The following is a 15,679-nucleotide window of genomic DNA, read 5'->3' on the forward strand; positions in this document are numbered from 1 at the left end:
ACACGGCGGGTCGACGACGTCCGCGCCGTCCGTCACCCGGCCGTGGGCTCCCCCGCCGGGCTCCGGTCGGCGCCTGAGTCCTGGGCCAACGGGTCGGCGATACCGCCTCCGTCGTCGAGCCGACCCTGTTCCAGCCGGGTCGCGCTCGCGGCGGCCGACGGTGCCAGACCGGCGACGACACGCAGGGCGCTCAGTACGTCGTCGGGCCGTACGACGGGTGTTGTCTGCCGCACGACCGTTACAAGTATCCCATACGGTTCCGATGCCTTCGGCCAATCGTCCACCTGGGCGGTTGCGACCGAATTTTGATCACTCTGCGCGACCGCTCCGCCGGACTCCTGGCCCTCCGCGCTGAGCAGCGCCGCCCGCGCGTCGATGGTGCGGCGACCGTCCTTGGTCATCCGCTCCACGAGCGCGGTGTCGGCCGCCATCAGCGCGGTGACGGCGTCGCGCAGCTCCGCGACGTCCGTGCCGGGCAGGTCGATCCGCCACCTGCTGACCTCGAGCTTGTCCGCCAGCGGGCCCGGCTGGGCCGGCACGGCGTCGAGCACGTCGATGCCGTCGGGCAGCGCGGCGTTGAGCTCGGCGCGCAGCGCGGCCGGCTCGACCTGCTCCACCAGCTGGAGCTCGACGTACTCGGCAACGCTGGACACCCCGGTGGGCACCGCGCCCGCCCAGGACACCTTCGGGTGCGGGCTGAAGCCCTGGGAATACGCCATCGGTACCCCGGCCCGTCGCAGCGCGCGCTCGAAGGTGCGCGCCACGTCGCGGTGCGAGGTGAACCGCAGCCGTCCCCGCTTGGCGTAGCGAAGCCGCAGCTTCTGCACCGGCGCAGCCGAGGGATTGGGGTGATCTCGCCGACTCAGGATGCCCTCCCGACCATGATCGTCATCGGCGGTCCTGGAACGACCGCTCCAATGCCGATGCTTGCTTGCTCAACCGCAGTGTGACAACACCTGCGGGCCAGTTTTCGAAGGACCGTACCGCGCGGAGCGCCCCCGCACCGAGCTCTCGCCCGACCGGCCGCCGGCCCGGTGGGATCCGGCGGCCGTTCCGGGCGAACGGCCCCGACCAGCGCTTCCGGCCGGCGTCAGCCCTGGGTGAAGGCCGGGTTGCGGACCGGCGAGCCCTGCCCGACCGGGGAGATCGGAAGCAGCTTGCGGCCCGTCGGACCGACCTCGATGTCGGTGCCCATGGTCGGGCACACGCCGCAGTCGAAGCACGGCGTCCAGCGGCAGTCGTCCTGCTCGCGGGCGTCCAGCGCGTCCTGCCAGTCCGCCCAGAGCCACTCCTTGTCCAGGCCGGAGTCGAGGTGGTCCCACGGCAGGACCTCGCCCTCGGTCCGCTCCCGGGTGGTGAACCAGTCCAGGTCCACCCCCAGCGGCTCCAGCTCGGCCGCGGCGCAGGAGACCCAGCGCTCGTACGAGAAGTGCTCGTTCCAGCCGTCGAACCGGCCGCCCTCGCGCCACACCCGCTCGACGACCCGCCCGATCCGCCGGTCACCGCGGGAGAGCAGGCCTTCGATCATCGACGGCTTGCCGTCGTGGTAGCGCATGCCGATGTTGCGGCCGATCTTGCGGTCGGAGTTGATCGCCTCGCGCAGCTTGCGCAGCCGGGAGTCGACGGTGTCCGGGTCGGTCTGCGAAGCCCACTGGAACGGGGTGTGCGGCTTGGGCACGAACCCGCCGATGGAGATCGTGCACCGGATGTCCTTGCGCCCGGAGGCCTCGCGACCGGCGCGGATGACCTCCTTGGCCATCTCGGCGATCTGCAGCACGTCGTCGTCGGTCTCGGTGGGCAGACCGCACATGAAGTACAGCTTGACCTGCCGCCAGCCGTTGGCGAAGGCCGCCGAGACGGTGCGGATCAGGTCCTCCTCCGACACCATCTTGTTGATCACGCGGCGGATCCGCTCGCTGCCGCCCTCCGGGGCGAACGTCAGACCGGAGCGGCGACCGTTGCGGGACAGCTCGTTGGCCAGGTCGATGTTGAACGCGTCCACCCGGGTGGACGGCAGCGACAGACCGGTGTTGGTGCCCTCGTAGCGGTCGGCCAGGCCCTTGGTGATCTCGGCGATCTCGGAGTGGTCGGCCGAGCTCAGCGACAGCAGCCCGACCTCCTCGAAACCGGTGGCCTGCAGACCCCGCTGCACCATCTCGCCGATGCCCTCGATGGAGCGCTCGCGCACCGGCCGGGTGATCATCCCGGCCTGGCAGAACCGGCAGCCGCGGGTGCAGCCGCGGAAGATCTCCACGCTCATCCGCTCGTGCACGCTCTCGGCCAGCGGGACCAGCGGCTGCTTCGGGTACGGCCAGTCGTCGAGCTCCATGGTGGTGCGCTTGAAGACCCGGTACGGGGCACGCTCCTGGTTGGGCACGACCTGGTCGATGGCGCCGTCGTCGCGGTAGCTGACGTCGTAGAACTTCGGGACGTACACGCCGCCCGACTCGGCCAGCCGCAGCAGCAGCTCGTCGCGGCCGCCCGGCCGCCCCTCCGCCTTCCAGCGGCGGATGGCCTCGGTGACCTCCAGGACGGCTTCCTCGCCGTCGCCGAGCACCGCCGCGTCCAGGAAGTCCGCGATCGGCTCCGGGTTGAACGCCGCGTGCCCGCCGGCCAGCACGATCGGGTGGTCGTCGGTGCGGTCGACGGCGTGGATCGGGATCCCCGCCAGGTCCAGCGCGCCGAGCAGGTTCGTGTAACCGAGTTCGGTGGCGAAGCTGACGCCCAGCACGTCGAAGGCACCGACCGGGCGGTGCGCGTCCACGGTGAACTGCGGGATGCCGTTCTCCCGCATCAGCTCCTCGAGGTCCGGCCACACCGCGTAGGTGCGCTCGGCCAGCACGTCCGGCTGCTCGTTGAGGATCTCGTAGAGGATCTGGACGCCCTGGTTGGGCAGTCCGACCTCGTAGGCGTCGGGGTACATCAGGCACCACCGGATGGCGGTGTCGTCCCACGCCTTCACCGTCGCGTTGAGCTCCCCACCCACGTACTGCACGGGTTTGGAGACACGCGAGAGCAGCGGTTCCAACCTGTCGAAAACGGACTCCACACGCACCCAACCAGGGTAAAGGCCCCGGTCCTCAGAAAAAGGGCCCGGGGCGAGTTCAAATGGTCTCCACCCGCTGGGGTGCTCAGAGCTCCGGGAACCAGAGCTTGAGCTCGCGCTCGGCGGACTCGGTGGAGTCCGAGCCGTGCACCAGGTTGAACTGGACCTCCAGGCCGAAGTCGCCGCGGATGCTGCCCGGCGCCGCCTTGTCGACCGGGTCGGTGCCGCCGGCCAGCTGGCGGAAGGCCGAGATGGCGCGCGGGCCCTCGACGCACGCGGCCACGACCGGGCCGGAGGTGATGAACTCGATCAGCGAGCCGAAGAACGGCTTGCCGTCGTGCTCGGCGTAGTGCTGCTCGGCCAGCTCGCGGTCGACGTTCTTCAGCTCCAGCGCGACCAGCTTCAGGCCCTTGCGCTCGATCCGGCTGATCACCTCGCCGACCAGGCCGCGCTCGACACCGTCGGGCTTGACCAGGACCAGGGTGCGCTCGCTCACGGTTTCCTCCTTAAGCCACCTTCGGCGCCGGTGCGACCACGCACGGCGCCCGATTTGCCCGCCAGCGTATCGATGCAGGTGACACGCCCGACGCCGGGGCGCCATCACTCCGGCGCAATCAGCTCCACCGTCGGGAAGTACGTGCGATATCGGCTCGCATCACGCGTCAGGAGCCGAAGGCGGCTGACCGCCGCGTGGGCACCGATGTAGAAGTCCGGCAATGGCGACCGCTTCTCCCCTCCCCGCTTCCGGTACTGCGCAAAGCACTTCGCCGCCAAGAACCCGGCGGACCACGGCAACGGCGTGCGGACGAAGAAATCGTCCGGAAACGCCTCTTCGACCTCTTCGATGGTCTGAAAGCGCACCGACACCTCCGCGAAGATCAACGGGTTGATCACCAGCAGACCGTCGTCGGCGGCCTTTTCCAACGAACCGGCGGACCACTCGAACCACTCTGAGTCCGCGATCACCAGATCGAGCAGCACATTGGAGTCGACGAGCGTGGTGGGCGGCCTAATGGGCTCACTCACCACGCGTCAACTCCATAATCTCGTCGGTGGACAGTCCCTCGCCGCTAGCCCGCCCTCGCAGGTGCTCGACGATCCGCCGTCCACGACTGGGCGCCGAATGGTCGCGGGTGAGGATCAGCGCGTTTCCCTCCAATCTGATCTCGATCTGATCCCCGGGGCGCAATCCCAGTTCGCGGCGCAGGTCGACCGGGATGGTGACCTGCCCCTTCTCCGTCATCTTCATGAAGTAAGAATACGACTTTTCCTACTCCAACTTCTACCGAATTACCCGATCGTGGCCGGTCAGCGCTGCGGGTCGAGGGTCTTGGCCCAGAGGGAGCGGCCGGTCTGGTCCCGGAGGTCGACGGTGAGCTGGCCGGTCCGGGCGTCGATGTTGACCTCGCCGAAGTGCTGGAAGCCCTCGAGCGGGGAAGCGCCCTGGCGGGTCGGGGCGCTGAGGAACACCTGGTCTGGGCCGAAGGTCGGGTCCAGCTTGTTCGGGCCGAACGCACCTGCGTGCAGCGGGCCGGAGACGAACTCCCAGAACGGGTCGAAGCCGTCGAAGGCGGCGCGCTCCGGGGAGTACTCGATCGCCGCCGAGTAGTGCACGTCCGCGGTCAGCCAGACCGTGTTGCGCACCGAGCGGCGCTTGATCTCCTGCAGCACCCAAGCCAGCTCGGCCTCGCGGCCGTTGGGCGCACCGGGCAGGCCGTTGGCCACCGCCTCGATCGCGTCGCCGTCGGGCACCACGATGCCGATCGGCATGTCCGAGGCGATCACCTTCCAGGTCGCCCGCGAGCGGCCCAGCTCCTCCACCAGCCAGCGGGCCTGGCGCTCGCCGAGGATCCGCTCCGGGCTGGTGCCCGGCGAGTTCGGGTCGCGGTAGCTGCGCATGTCGAGCACGAACACGTCGAGCAGCGGACCGTGCGAGACCTTGCGGTACACCCTGCCGTCCACCGCGTCCTGGCGGCGGGCCGGCTGCCACTCGTGGAACGCCTGGAACGCCCGCGCGGCGAGCACGTCCACGCGCTTCTCGGTGTACTTGTCCGAGTCCAAGATCTCGCCGGGGTACCAGTTGTTGGTGACCTCGTGGTCGTCCCACTGCACGAGCTGCGGCACCTGCGCGGTGAAGCGGCGGAAGTTCTCGTCGAGCAGGTTGTAGGCGAACTGCCCGCGGTACTCGGCCAGCGTTTCGGCGACCTTGGACTTCTCCGGGGTGACGATGTTGCGCCACACCCGCCCGTCCGGCAGCGTCACCGACTCCTGCAGCGGACCGTCGGAGTACACCGTGTCGCCGCTGTGCAGGAAGAAGTCCGGGTTCCGGGCGGCCATCGCGTTGTAGATCGTCATGCCGCCGAGGTCCGGGTTGATGCCCCAGCCCTGCCCGACGACGTCACCGGACCACAGGAAGCGCACGTCCCGGCGGACCAGCGGCGCGGTGCGGAAGGTGCCGGTCAGCGGCTCGCTGTCCACCCGGCCGTCCAGGTCCTGGGCGACGACGCGGTAGTGCACCTGCTGACCCGGCGGCAACCCGCCCAGCAGGACCTCGCCGGTTCCGTCGGTCTCCGGGGTCAGCAGCGGACCGGGGATCCGGCGCGCGTCGCGGAAGTCGGCGTGCCCGGAGATCTCGACGAACATCCGGGACGGCCGGTCGGCGCGGGTCCACACCACGGCGCCGTCCGGTCGCGGGTCGCCGAGCTGCACGCCGTGGGTCAGCGCGGGGCGTCCGGAGCGGGCGAAGGCCGGGGCGCCGGGCAGCAGCAGACCGGAGGCGGCGAGGCCGGTGGCGGCACCCTTCAGCAGGGTGCGCCGGTTCAGCGCGGGATTGGTGCTCATGCGCTGGTTCTATCCGCGCGAAACGGCTTGCGGTCCACCGGTGGTCGACGTCCAGGTGAAGAGTTCGTGCCCAATCCCAAGCCTGGTGCGCGGCGGTCCGGCGCGATAGCTTCACCTGCAAACCGACTGGCCGGTCTGACGAGGAGGGCCCGGATGCGCGCCGCCGTGCACACCGCTAGCAACCAGCCGATGCGGATCGAGGAACTCGCCGATCCGACGCCGAAGGCCGGTGAGGTCGCCATCGACGTGCGTTCCTGCGGTGCCTGCCACTCCGACCTGCACGTGCTCAAGGGCGAGCTGCCGTTCCCGGCGCCGGCGGTGCTGGGGCACGAGGTCGCGGGCGTGATCTCCGAAGTCGGTCCGGGCGTCACCGGGCTCGCGGTGGGCGACCCGGTGGTCACCAGCTTCATCATGCCGTGCGGCCAGTGCGCCCAGTGCGCTGCCGGGAACGAGGAGATCTGCCTGGACTTCTTCCAGTTCAACCGGGCCAAGGGACGGCTCTACGACGACGAGACCAGGCTGTTCCGGCCGGACGGCGACCCGGTGTGGATGTACTCCCAGGGCGGGCTCGCCGAGCGCTGCGTCACCCCGGCGACGTCGGTGTACAAGGTGCCCGGCGGTGTTGAGCTGGCCGACGTCTCGTCGGTGGGCTGCTCGACGATGACCGCCTACGGCGCGCTGCGCCACGCCGCCGACCTGCGCGTCGGCGACACCGTAGCGGTCGTCGCGGCCGGCGGTGTCGGTTCGGCGCTGATCCAGCTGGCCGCGGTGTTCGGCGCGTCGATGATCATCGCGGTGGACATCAGCGACGAGAAGCTGGCCGGCGCCCGCGAACTCGGCGCGACGCACGTGGTCAACTCGGCCGAGGTGGACGCACCGGCCGCGATCCGCGAGCTCACCGGTGGGCGCGGGGTCGACGTCGCTTTCGAGGCGCTCGGCGCGGTGCCGACGTTCAACGTGGCCCGCGACTCGGTGGTCGAGGGCGGGCAGGTCGTGGTGGTCGGCATCGCCGCCCGCGGCACCACCGGCGAGTTCGACCTGGCGACCATCGCCCGCCGCAAGCTGCAGATCAAGGGCTCCTACGGCGCGAAGCCCCGCCGCGACATGCCGGTCCTGCTCGACCTGGTGGCCCGCGGCCTGCTCCGCCCGCAGGACGCGATCAGCCGCCGCTACACCTTCGACCAGGTCCAAGAGGCCTACGACGCCCTAAACCGGGGAGAGATCATCGGCCGAGCGGTCGTCGACATCAGCTGAGGCCCCTGGAACGACATCGCGGGAGCTCGAACGCCGAGCTCCCGCGAAATCGACCGGACGTCAGTCGGCCTGCTCCTCCGGCGGGTAGCCCGGAGGGTGGCCGAGCTGGTCGTAGAGCTGGCCTTCGCGCATGCGGCGGGCGACGTCGTTGCGGAGGTAGAGGATGTAGCCCCAGATCGCCGCGAAGATCGCGCCCATGATGCCGACCGACGGGTGCACGAAGTAGCACGCCATCATCGCCACCTGCAGCGCGAGCGCCACGCCGAGGCCCCACGGGCGGCGCTGCACGAACGCCGCCACCAACATCAGCACCGACAGCACCGCGACGATGGCGAACCCGGCGCCGGACACGCCGCCACCGAAGCGCCAGACCACCGGAAGCGCCAGCAGGAACGTGATGAACTCCAGCACCAGCGTGCCGGCCATGATCCCGCGCAGGCCCTTCCACGGGTCCCGCACGCCGGGCGGTGCCTCGGGCAACCCCTTGCCCGGTTCGGGCAACCCCTTGCCCGGTTCGGGCGTCTGCTCGTCGGTCACAGTCACAGTCCCGCCTCTCCACGATTCACAGGGCTGCTCACGCCGGTTCCTTGCCGAACAGGGCCCGGGCTTCACCCGCGGTGACCACTGAGCCGGTGATCACCACACCGCCGCCGGACACCGCCTCGCCTGGTTCTTCGGTCTCCTCGGCGAGCTGGATCGCGGTCTCGACGGCGTCGTCCAGGCGCGGTTCGACGACGATGCGGTCCGGGCCGAAGATGTCCTTGGCCACCGCCGCCAGCGCGTCGGGGTCCATCGCGCGCGGCGAGGAGGTCTTGGTCAGCACGATCTCCTCGACCACCGGCTCCAGCTCGGCCAGAATTCCGCGCGCGTCCTTGTCGTCGAGCACACCGACCACGGCGACCAGGCGCCGGAAGGAGAACTCCGAGCTGAGCGCATCGGCCAAGGCCCGGGCGCCGTGCGGGTTGTGCGCGGCGTCGACCAGCACCGTCGGCGCGGAGCGCACCCGCTCCAAGCGGCCGGGGGTGATGACGCCGGCGAAGGCCTCGCGGACCCGCTCCACGTCGAGCTGACGATCGGCGCCGGCTCCGAAGAACGCCTCGGTCGCCGCGAGCGCGAGGGCGGCGTTGCGCGCCTGGTGTTCTCCGTGCAGCGGCAGGAAGATCTCGTCGTAGACACCGCCGAGGCCTTGCAGGCGCAGCATCTGCCCGCCGACCGCGACGGTGCGGGCCAGCACGCCGAACTCCTGGCCCTCGCGGGCCACCGTGGCGTCGACCTCGGCGATGCGGTCCATGATCACCTGCTGCGCCGCCGCGGGCTGCGCGGCGACCACGGCGATCGAGCCGGGCTTGATGACCCCGGCCTTCTCCTTGGCGATCCCGGCGATGTCGTCACCGAGGTACTCCGCGTGGTCCAGCGCGATCGGGCAGACCACCGCGATCTTGGCGTCGGCGACGTTGGTGGCGTCCCAGCTGCCGCCCAGCCCGACCTCGACCACCGCCGCCTCGACCGGGGCGTCGGCGAAGGCCGCGAAGGCCATCCCGGTGAGCACCTCGAACTTGCTCATCTTCACGTCGCTGCGGGAGTCCACGATGGACACGTACGGCGCGACGTCGCGGTAGGCCTCGACGTAGGCCTCCGGGCTGATCGGCTTGCCGTCGATGCCGATCCGCTCGGTGGCCAGCTGCAGGTGCGGGCTGGTGTAGCGGCCGGTGCGCAGGCCGAGACCGCTCAGCAGGGCGTCGGTCATCCGCGAGGTGGACGACTTCCCGTTGGTCCCGGCGATATGCACCACCGGGTAGCTCCGCTGCGGGTCGGCGAGCAGATCGGTGAGCAACTGGATCCGGTCCAGCGACGGTTCGATCTTGGTCTCCGGCCAGCGTTCGTTGAGCTCGGCCTCCACGGCGCGCAATTCCTGGAGCGCGGTGGGATCGGTGCCGGACAAGTGCCCACTCCCCTGCGAACGACGAAATGTCGAGGTCAGTCTACGGCTCTCCCCAGCTCGCGGACCGAAGCCCCGCACGCCGGAGGCCGCAGTTTCAATTGAAACTGTGAATGCTCGTGGGCGGGATTCGCAGTTTCAATTGAAACTGCGGTTCAACGGGCGCTCGCGGGGTCGGCCAGTTCGTCGAGGGACCGCTGGAAGTTCGGGCACGTGGCGATGTCGGCGTGGTCGCAGTCCAGGGCGCACTCGACGAGGTCCAGGGACGCCTGGAGCTCGTCGATGCGGCGGCGGAGCTCGTCGCGGTGGCGCTGCATGATCCGCTGCCGCGCACCGAGATCCGCGGGCGCCAGCATCTCCCCGATGGCGTCGAGGCCGAGTCCCGCCTGCTTGGCGCGGAGGATGATCGCCACCCGGTACAGGTCGTCCCGGCCGTACCGGCGACGTCCCGACACCCGGCGCGGCGCGAGCAGCCCCACCGACTCCCAGTGCCGCAGGACGTGCGTGGCGAGCCCGAAGTGCGCGGCCAGATCGCCGATGGCGAGTTCAGGTGTTGACTTCACGTCGACATGAAGTCGCAGGCTCGGCGGCATGTCAACCGCGAACCTCATCGAGATCCTCGACCGCTTCGACTCGCTGCCCGCGGCCGTGCAGCTGCGCGAGCGGTCCTACCAGCTGCTTCCCGGCTCGGGCCCGGTCGCCGACATCGGCTGCGGGCCCGGCAGGGCCGTTGCCGAACTCCAGGACCGCGGCGTCGCGGCGATCGGTCTGGACGTCGACGAGGACATGATCGCGACGGCCCGCGACCGGTTCCCCGGGATCGACTTCCGGGTCGCCGATGCCGGCGCGCTGCCCTTCGCCGACGGCGAGCTGGCGGGCTATCGCGCGGAGAAGGTCTTCCACGCGCTCGCCGACCCGGTGGCGGCGCTGGCCGAGGCCAGGCGCGTGCTGGCGCCGGGCGGGCGCATCGTGCTGCTCGGCCAGGACTGGGACGGCATCCTGATCGACTCCGACGACATCGCGGCCACCCGCGCGGCGGTGCAGGCCCGGTCGAGCACCCTCCCCAGCCCGCGCGTCGCACGGCAGTACCGGAACCTGTTGCTGGACAGCGGTTTTCGCGATGTCACCGTCGAGGCCAACATCGGCGTGCTCACCGACGACGTCGTCCTGCCGCTGCTGATCGGTATGGCCGAAACCGCCCGCGAGGTCGGCGCGCTCACCGACGCCCAGGCGCAGGCGTGGACCGCCGAGCAGTGCCGCCGAGCCGAGACCGACCGGCTCAGCTGCGCCATCCCGATCTTCGTCGCCGCCGGCACCAACCCGTGACGAAGCGAAGGGCGCCTCCGACCACGCGGAGGCGCCCTTCGGACAACGCTCGATCAGGCCTGCGGGAGGGCCTCCAGGCGGCCCTTGATGCGGTCGATCTCGATCTGCGCCGTCTCGCGGCGGGCCTTGATCTTGTCGACCACCTCGGCCGGGGCCTTGTCCAGGAACGCCGGGTTGTTCAGCTTCTTGTCCGTCCCGGTCAGCTCCTTCTCGGCCGCCGCCAGGTCCTTCTCCAGGCGCTTGCGCTCGGCGGCGATGTCCACCGCACCGGACAGGTCCAGCTCCACCGCCACGTTGCCGCCGGCCAGGCCGACCTCGATGGACGCCGAGGAGGTGAAGCCGTCGGCCGGCTCGGTGATCCGGGCCAGCGACCGCACCGCGGGCACGTGGTCGGACAGGCCGAGCTCGTCGACGCCGCCGAGCTTGGCCGCCACCCGCTGCCCCGGCTTCAGGCCCTGGTCGGACCGGAAGCGCCGGATCTCGGTGATCAGCTTCTGCACCGCGGTGATCCGCTGCGCGGCCGCCTCGTCGGCCGCCGCGCCGCCGGCCTGCGGCCACTCCGCGATGACCACCGACTCGCGGCCGGTCAGCGCGGTCCACAGCGTCTCGGTGATGAACGGGATCGTCGGGTGCAGCAGGCGCAGCAGCACGTCGAGGACGTGGCCGAGCACCTCGCGGGTCCGCTCCGCCCGGTCGCCGCCGGCGTCCAGCTGGACCTTGGACAGCTCCAGGTACCAGTCGCAGAACTCGTCCCAGGTGAAGTGGTAGAGCGCCTCGGTGGCCTTGGCGAACTGGAAGTCCTCCAGCAGCGCGTCCACATCGGACACCAGCTGGTCGGCGCGGTCCAGGATCCACCGGTCGGCGTCGGTGAGCTCGTCGCGGTCGGCCAACCGCTCCGGCACCTTGGCGCCGTTCATCATGGCGAACTTGGTGGCGTTGAACAGCTTCGTGCAGAAGCTGCGGGACGCCGCCACCCACTCCTCGCTGATCGGCGAGTCGGTGCCCGGGTTGGCGCCGCGGGCCAGCGTGAAGCGCAGCGCGTCGGTGCCGTAGGTGTCCATCCACTCCAGCGGGTCCACCGTGTTGCCCGCCGACTTGGACATCTTCTTGCCGTGCGCGTCGCGGACCATGCCGTGCAGCGCGATCGTCTTGAACGGCGCGACGCCGTCCATCGCGTACAGGCCCATCATCATCATCCGGGCGACCCAGAAGAAGAGGATGTCGTAGCCGGTGACCAGCACGCTGGTCGGGTAGAACTTGCGCAGGTCCGCGGTGTCGTCCGGCCAGCCCATCGTGGAGAACGGCCACAGGCCCGAGGAGAACCAGGTGTCCAGCACGTCCTCGTCCTGGTGCCAGCCCTCGCCCGACGGCGGTTCCTCGTCCGGCCCGACGCACACGACCTCGCCGTTCGGGCCGTACCAGATCGGGATCCGGTGGCCCCACCACAGCTGCCGCGAGATGGCCCAGTCGTGCAGGTTGTCGACCCAGTCGAAGTAGCGCTTCGACATCTCCGGCGGGTGGATGGCCACCTGGCCGTCGCGGACCGCGTCACCGGCCGCCTTGGCCAGCGGACCGACCTTGACGAACCACTGCAGCGACAGGCGCGGCTCGATCGGCTCCTTCGACCGGGAGCTGTGCCCGACGCTGTGCCGGTACGGGCGCTTCTCCTCGACGATCCGGTCCTGCTCGCGCAGGGCCTCGCGGACGGCGACCCGCGCTTCGAAGCGGTCCATGCCGTCGAACTGCGTGCCGGTGTGGGCGATGCGGCCCTGCTCGTCCATGATCGTCAGCATCGGCAGGTCGTGCCGCTTGCCGATCTCGAAGTCGTTCGGGTCGTGCGCCGGGGTCACCTTCATCGCGCCGGAACCGAATTCCTTGTCGACGTACTCGTCGGCCAGGATCGGGATCTTGCGCCCGGTCAGCGGCAGCTCGATCTCGGTGCCGATGAGGTGCTTGTAGCGCTCGTCGTCGGGGTGCACCACGACGGCGGTGTCGCCGAGCATCGTCTCGATCCGGGTGGTGGCCACCACGATCGAGCTGTCCCCGTCGCCGTAGCGCATGGAGACGAGCTCGCCGTCGATCTCCTTGTGCTCCACCTCGATGTCGCTGATCGCCGAGCGCATCTCCGGCGACCAGTTCACCAGGCGCTCGGCCCGGTAGATCAGGCCGTCGTCGTAGAGCTTCTTGAAGATCGTCTGCACCGCGCGGGACAGGCCCTCGTCCATGGTGAAGCGCTCGCGCGTCCAGTCGACGCTGTCGCCGAGGCGCTTCATCTGGTCCAGGATCGCGCCGCCGTGCTTCTCCTTCCACTGCCACACCCGGTCCAGGAAGCCCTCCCGGCCGAGGTCGCGGTGGTCGATGCCCTCGTCGCGGAGCTGCCGCTCGACCAGCGCCTGGACCGCGATGCTGGCGTGGTCCATGCCCGGCAGCCACAGCGCTTCGTAGCCCTGCATCCGGCGGCGCCGGGTGAGGATGTCCATCTGGGTGTGCTCATAGGCGTGCCCGATGTGCAGGCTGCCGGTGACGTTCGGCGGCGGGATGACGATGGAGAACGGCGGCTTGTCGCTGTTCGCGTCGGCGGTGAAGTACTCGGCGTCTACCCAGCGCTGGTACAGCTCGGCCTCTACGTCGGCTGGATTCCAGGACGACGGAAGTTCACGTTGCTGAGCGGCATGGGTCTGTGTCACGGGGTGGATTCTACGAGGCCCTGTTCAGCGGTTTTCCCGGGCATCGCCCGGGCCGCGACGGGCTCCGCGGTGAAGCTCGACACCCCTGGTCGTTGCCTCGCCGCGCGCGGTGTCGCAGGCTAGGCGCATGTCGCGTGGAGCCCCTGAGCAGGACATCGACGAGAACGGCCTCCGGGTCGGCGAGCCCGGCCACGCCGCGGCCGGGGTCAAGGGAGTGCTGGTCTCGCTGCAGCGCAGCGTGGAGCAGATGGGCGTGGCCCGCACGGCGCGCACGTTGCCGCTGCTCAACCAGCGGGACGGCTTCGACTGCCCGGGCTGCGCGTGGCCGGACCCGCGCGCCGAGGAGGGCGACAAGCGCAAGATCGCCGAGTTCTGCGAGAACGGCGCGAAGGCGGTCGCCGAGGAGGCCACCACGCGGCGCGTCGGGCCGGAGTTCTTCGCCCGCCACCCGGTGGCCGAGCTGACCGAGCGCACCGACTACTGGCTGGGCCAGCAGGGGCGGCTCACGCACCCGATGATCCTGCGCGACGGCGACACCCATTACCGCCCGATCGAGTGGTCCGAGGCGTTCCGGGTGATCGCCGACGGCCTGCGCGAGCTCGACTCGCCGGACGAGGCGGCGTTCTACACCTCGGGCCGCACCAGCAACGAGGCCGCGTTCCTCTACCAGCTGCTGGTGCGCAGCTTCGGCACGAACAACCTGCCGGACTGCTCGAACATGTGCCACGAGTCGTCCGGGTCGGCGCTGACCGAGACCATCGGCATCGGCAAGGGCTCGGTGTCGCTGTCCGATGTGGAGCACGCCGATCTGGTGCTGGTGGTGGGCCAGAACCCGGGCACCAACCACCCGCGGATGCTGTCGTCACTGGAGAAGGTCAAGAAGCGCGGCGGGCGGATCATCGCGGTCAACCCGCTGCCGGAGACCGGGCTGATGCGGTTCAAGAACCCGCAGAACGCGCGCGGCGTGGTCGGTGACGGCACCCGGCTGGCCGACGAGTTCGCGCAGATCCGCCTCGGCGGCGACCTGGCGCTGTTCAAGGCGCTCAACGCGCTGGTGCTCAAGGCGGGCGCGGTGGACCGGGACTTCGTCGACGGCTGGACGCACGGCTTCGACGAGTTCGCCGAGCAGGCCACCGAGGTCGACTGGGACGCCACCGCGCTGGCCACCGGGTTGGAGCGGGAGCAGATCGAGCGGATCGCCGAGATGGTGATCCGCTCGCAGCGCACCGTGGCCTGCTGGGCGATGGGCCTGACCCAGCACAAGCAGGGCGTGGCGACGATCCGCGAGATCGTCAACCTCCTGCTGCTGCGCGGGATGATCGGCAAGCCCGGCGCCGGCGTGTGCCCGGTGCGCGGCCACTCCAACGTGCAAGGCGACCGCACGATGGGCATCTGGGAGAAGATGCCGGAGAAGTTCCTGGCCGCGCTGGAGTCCGAGTTCGGCGTGCCGGTGCCGCGGCAGCACGGTCTGGACACGGTGGACACCATCCGCGCCATGCGGTCCGGGCGGGTCAAGGCCTTCATCGGGATGGGCGGCAACTTCGTCTCGGCGACGCCGGACACCGACGCCACGATCCGGGCCCTGCGCGACTGCGACCTGACGGTGCAGGTGTCGACCAAGCTCAACCGCTCGCACGTGACGCCGGGCCGCACCGCGCTGATCCTGCCGACGCTCGGCCGCACCGAGCGCGACGTGCAGGCCGGCGGCGAGCAGTTCGTGACCGTCGAGGACTCGATGTCGGTGGTGCACCGCTCGCGCGGTCGGCTCGCCCCGGCCTCGGACCAGCTGATCTCCGAGGTGGCGATCATCTGCCGGCTGGCCCGCGAACTGCTCGGCCCAGAGCACCCGGTGCAGTGGGAGTCCTTCGAGCGCGACTACGACGTGATCCGCGACCACATCGCGAACGTGGTGCCGGGTTGCACCGACTACAACCGCAAGGTCCGCGAACCGGACGGCTTCGTGCTGCCGCACCCGCCGCGCGACAGCCGGACCTTCCCCACCGCGACGGGCAAGGCGAACTTCTCGGTGAACGTCCCGGAACCCATCGAGGTCCCGCCCGGACGCCTGCTGCTGCAAACCCTGCGCAGCCACGACCAGTACAACACCACGATCTACGGCCTGTCCGACCGCTACCGAGGAGTCGAGGACGGCCGCCGAGTGGTCCTGGTCCACCCGGACGACATCGCGGAACTCGGCTTCGCAGCGGGAGATCTGGTCGACGTGATCTCCGAGTGGCAGGGCGAGGAAGGCCTGGAGGAACGCCGAGCGGACCGCTTCCGCATCGTCGCCTACCCGACGGCCCGGGGCTGCGCAGCGGCCTACTACCCGGAGGCCAACCCCCTGGTCCCGCTGAACTCGGTGGCGGAGAAGTCCAACACCCCGGTGTCGAAGGCAGTCATCATCCGCCTCGAACGCGCCTGACCCGATCCCGGTTTCGCCGCTCAGAACCGAATCCGAGCGGCGAAGCCGGGATGCGCCTCCCCGCGTGTGCTGCGGTGTCGTGAGTACTTTGGGGTGTTATAGCGCCCCAAAGTGCTCACGACTTCTGCACTGCCGTTGGTGGTCGTCGAGGAGCGCGTGGGCAA

General features: G+C 70.2%; 13 protein-coding genes. 3 read left to right on the forward strand and 10 right to left on the reverse strand.

The genetic code is table 11. The features are described from left to right. Nucleotides 1-32: 32 nt before the first annotated feature. The 6 genes from OU415_RS14895 to OU415_RS14920 form a co-directional block, all read right to left on the reverse strand. Nucleotides 33-827, reverse strand: coding sequence for a TIGR03936 family radical SAM-associated protein (locus OU415_RS14895; protein WP_270949346.1), 795 nt, complete (start codon nucleotides 825-827; stop codon nucleotides 33-35). Nucleotides 828-1,090: 263 nt separating this feature from the next. Continuing rightward, complete coding sequence (locus OU415_RS14900) at nucleotides 1,091-3,055, reverse strand: TIGR03960 family B12-binding radical SAM protein (protein ID WP_270949347.1); 1,965 nt, start codon at nucleotides 3,053-3,055, stop codon at nucleotides 1,091-1,093. 76 nt (nucleotides 3,056-3,131) lie between these two features. Further along, nucleotides 3,132-3,542, reverse strand: coding sequence for a nucleoside-diphosphate kinase (gene ndk / locus OU415_RS14905; RefSeq protein ID WP_270949348.1), 411 nt, complete (start codon nucleotides 3,540-3,542; stop codon nucleotides 3,132-3,134). A gap of 104 nt (nucleotides 3,543-3,646) precedes the next feature. Beyond that, complete coding sequence (locus OU415_RS14910; RefSeq protein ID WP_270949349.1) at nucleotides 3,647-4,075, reverse strand: type II toxin-antitoxin system VapC family toxin; 429 nt, start codon at nucleotides 4,073-4,075, stop codon at nucleotides 3,647-3,649. Continuing rightward, nucleotides 4,065-4,295 carry an AbrB/MazE/SpoVT family DNA-binding domain-containing protein gene (locus OU415_RS14915; RefSeq protein ID WP_270949350.1) on the reverse strand — a complete coding sequence of 77 codons (231 nt, stop codon included), beginning with the start codon at nucleotides 4,293-4,295 and terminating at the stop codon, nucleotides 4,065-4,067. The genes OU415_RS14910 and OU415_RS14915 overlap by 11 nt, the downstream gene beginning before the upstream one ends. A gap of 59 nt (nucleotides 4,296-4,354) precedes the next feature. After that, nucleotides 4,355-5,887, reverse strand: a complete 1,533-nt coding sequence (locus tag OU415_RS14920; protein WP_270949351.1) for an alkaline phosphatase D family protein — start codon at nucleotides 5,885-5,887, stop codon at nucleotides 4,355-4,357. A 153-nt stretch (nucleotides 5,888-6,040) separates the two neighbouring features. On the opposite strand from OU415_RS14920, the gene OU415_RS14925 reads away from it, so the two are divergent. Next, nucleotides 6,041-7,141: a zinc-binding dehydrogenase gene (locus tag OU415_RS14925; RefSeq protein WP_270949352.1), complete on the forward strand. Its 1,101-nt coding sequence runs from the start codon at nucleotides 6,041-6,043 to the stop codon at nucleotides 7,139-7,141. Nucleotides 7,142-7,201: 60 nt separating this feature from the next. On the opposite strand, the gene OU415_RS14930 is transcribed toward OU415_RS14925, so the two are convergent. The 3 genes from OU415_RS14930 to OU415_RS14940 form a co-directional block, all read right to left on the reverse strand. Continuing rightward, nucleotides 7,202-7,684, reverse strand: a complete 483-nt coding sequence (locus OU415_RS14930; protein ID WP_270949353.1) for a DUF4233 domain-containing protein — start codon at nucleotides 7,682-7,684, stop codon at nucleotides 7,202-7,204. A gap of 31 nt (nucleotides 7,685-7,715) precedes the next feature. Further along, complete coding sequence (gene folC / locus OU415_RS14935; RefSeq protein ID WP_270949354.1) at nucleotides 7,716-9,083, reverse strand: bifunctional tetrahydrofolate synthase/dihydrofolate synthase; 1,368 nt, start codon at nucleotides 9,081-9,083, stop codon at nucleotides 7,716-7,718. Between the two features lie 152 nt (nucleotides 9,084-9,235). Beyond that, entirely contained in the window at nucleotides 9,236-9,691 is a 456-nt protein-coding gene (locus OU415_RS14940) for a helix-turn-helix domain-containing protein (RefSeq protein ID WP_270949355.1), read from the reverse strand. Between OU415_RS14940 and OU415_RS14945 the strand changes: the two genes are divergently transcribed. Beyond that, nucleotides 9,672-10,406 carry a methyltransferase domain-containing protein gene (locus OU415_RS14945; RefSeq protein ID WP_270949356.1) on the forward strand — a complete coding sequence of 245 codons (735 nt, stop codon included), beginning with the start codon at nucleotides 9,672-9,674 and terminating at the stop codon, nucleotides 10,404-10,406. The two genes, OU415_RS14940 and OU415_RS14945, sit on opposite strands and share 20 nt — an antisense overlap. Nucleotides 10,407-10,459: 53 nt before the next feature. Here OU415_RS14945 and OU415_RS14950 read toward each other — a convergent pair whose 3' ends face one another. Continuing rightward, nucleotides 10,460-13,093 (reverse strand): valine--tRNA ligase, encoded by a 2,634-nt coding sequence (locus tag OU415_RS14950; protein ID WP_270949357.1) that lies wholly within the window; start codon nucleotides 13,091-13,093, stop codon nucleotides 10,460-10,462. 127 nt (nucleotides 13,094-13,220) lie between these two features. On the opposite strand from OU415_RS14950, the gene OU415_RS14955 reads away from it, so the two are divergent. Beyond that, entirely contained in the window at nucleotides 13,221-15,515 is a 2,295-nt protein-coding gene (locus OU415_RS14955; RefSeq protein ID WP_270949358.1) for an FdhF/YdeP family oxidoreductase, read from the forward strand. Nucleotides 15,516-15,679 lie beyond the last annotated feature (164 nt).

It is taken from the genome of Saccharopolyspora oryzae, assembly GCF_027853915.1.
In the GTDB taxonomy this organism is placed as follows: Bacteria; Actinomycetota; Actinomycetes; order Mycobacteriales; family Pseudonocardiaceae; genus Saccharopolyspora; species Saccharopolyspora oryzae.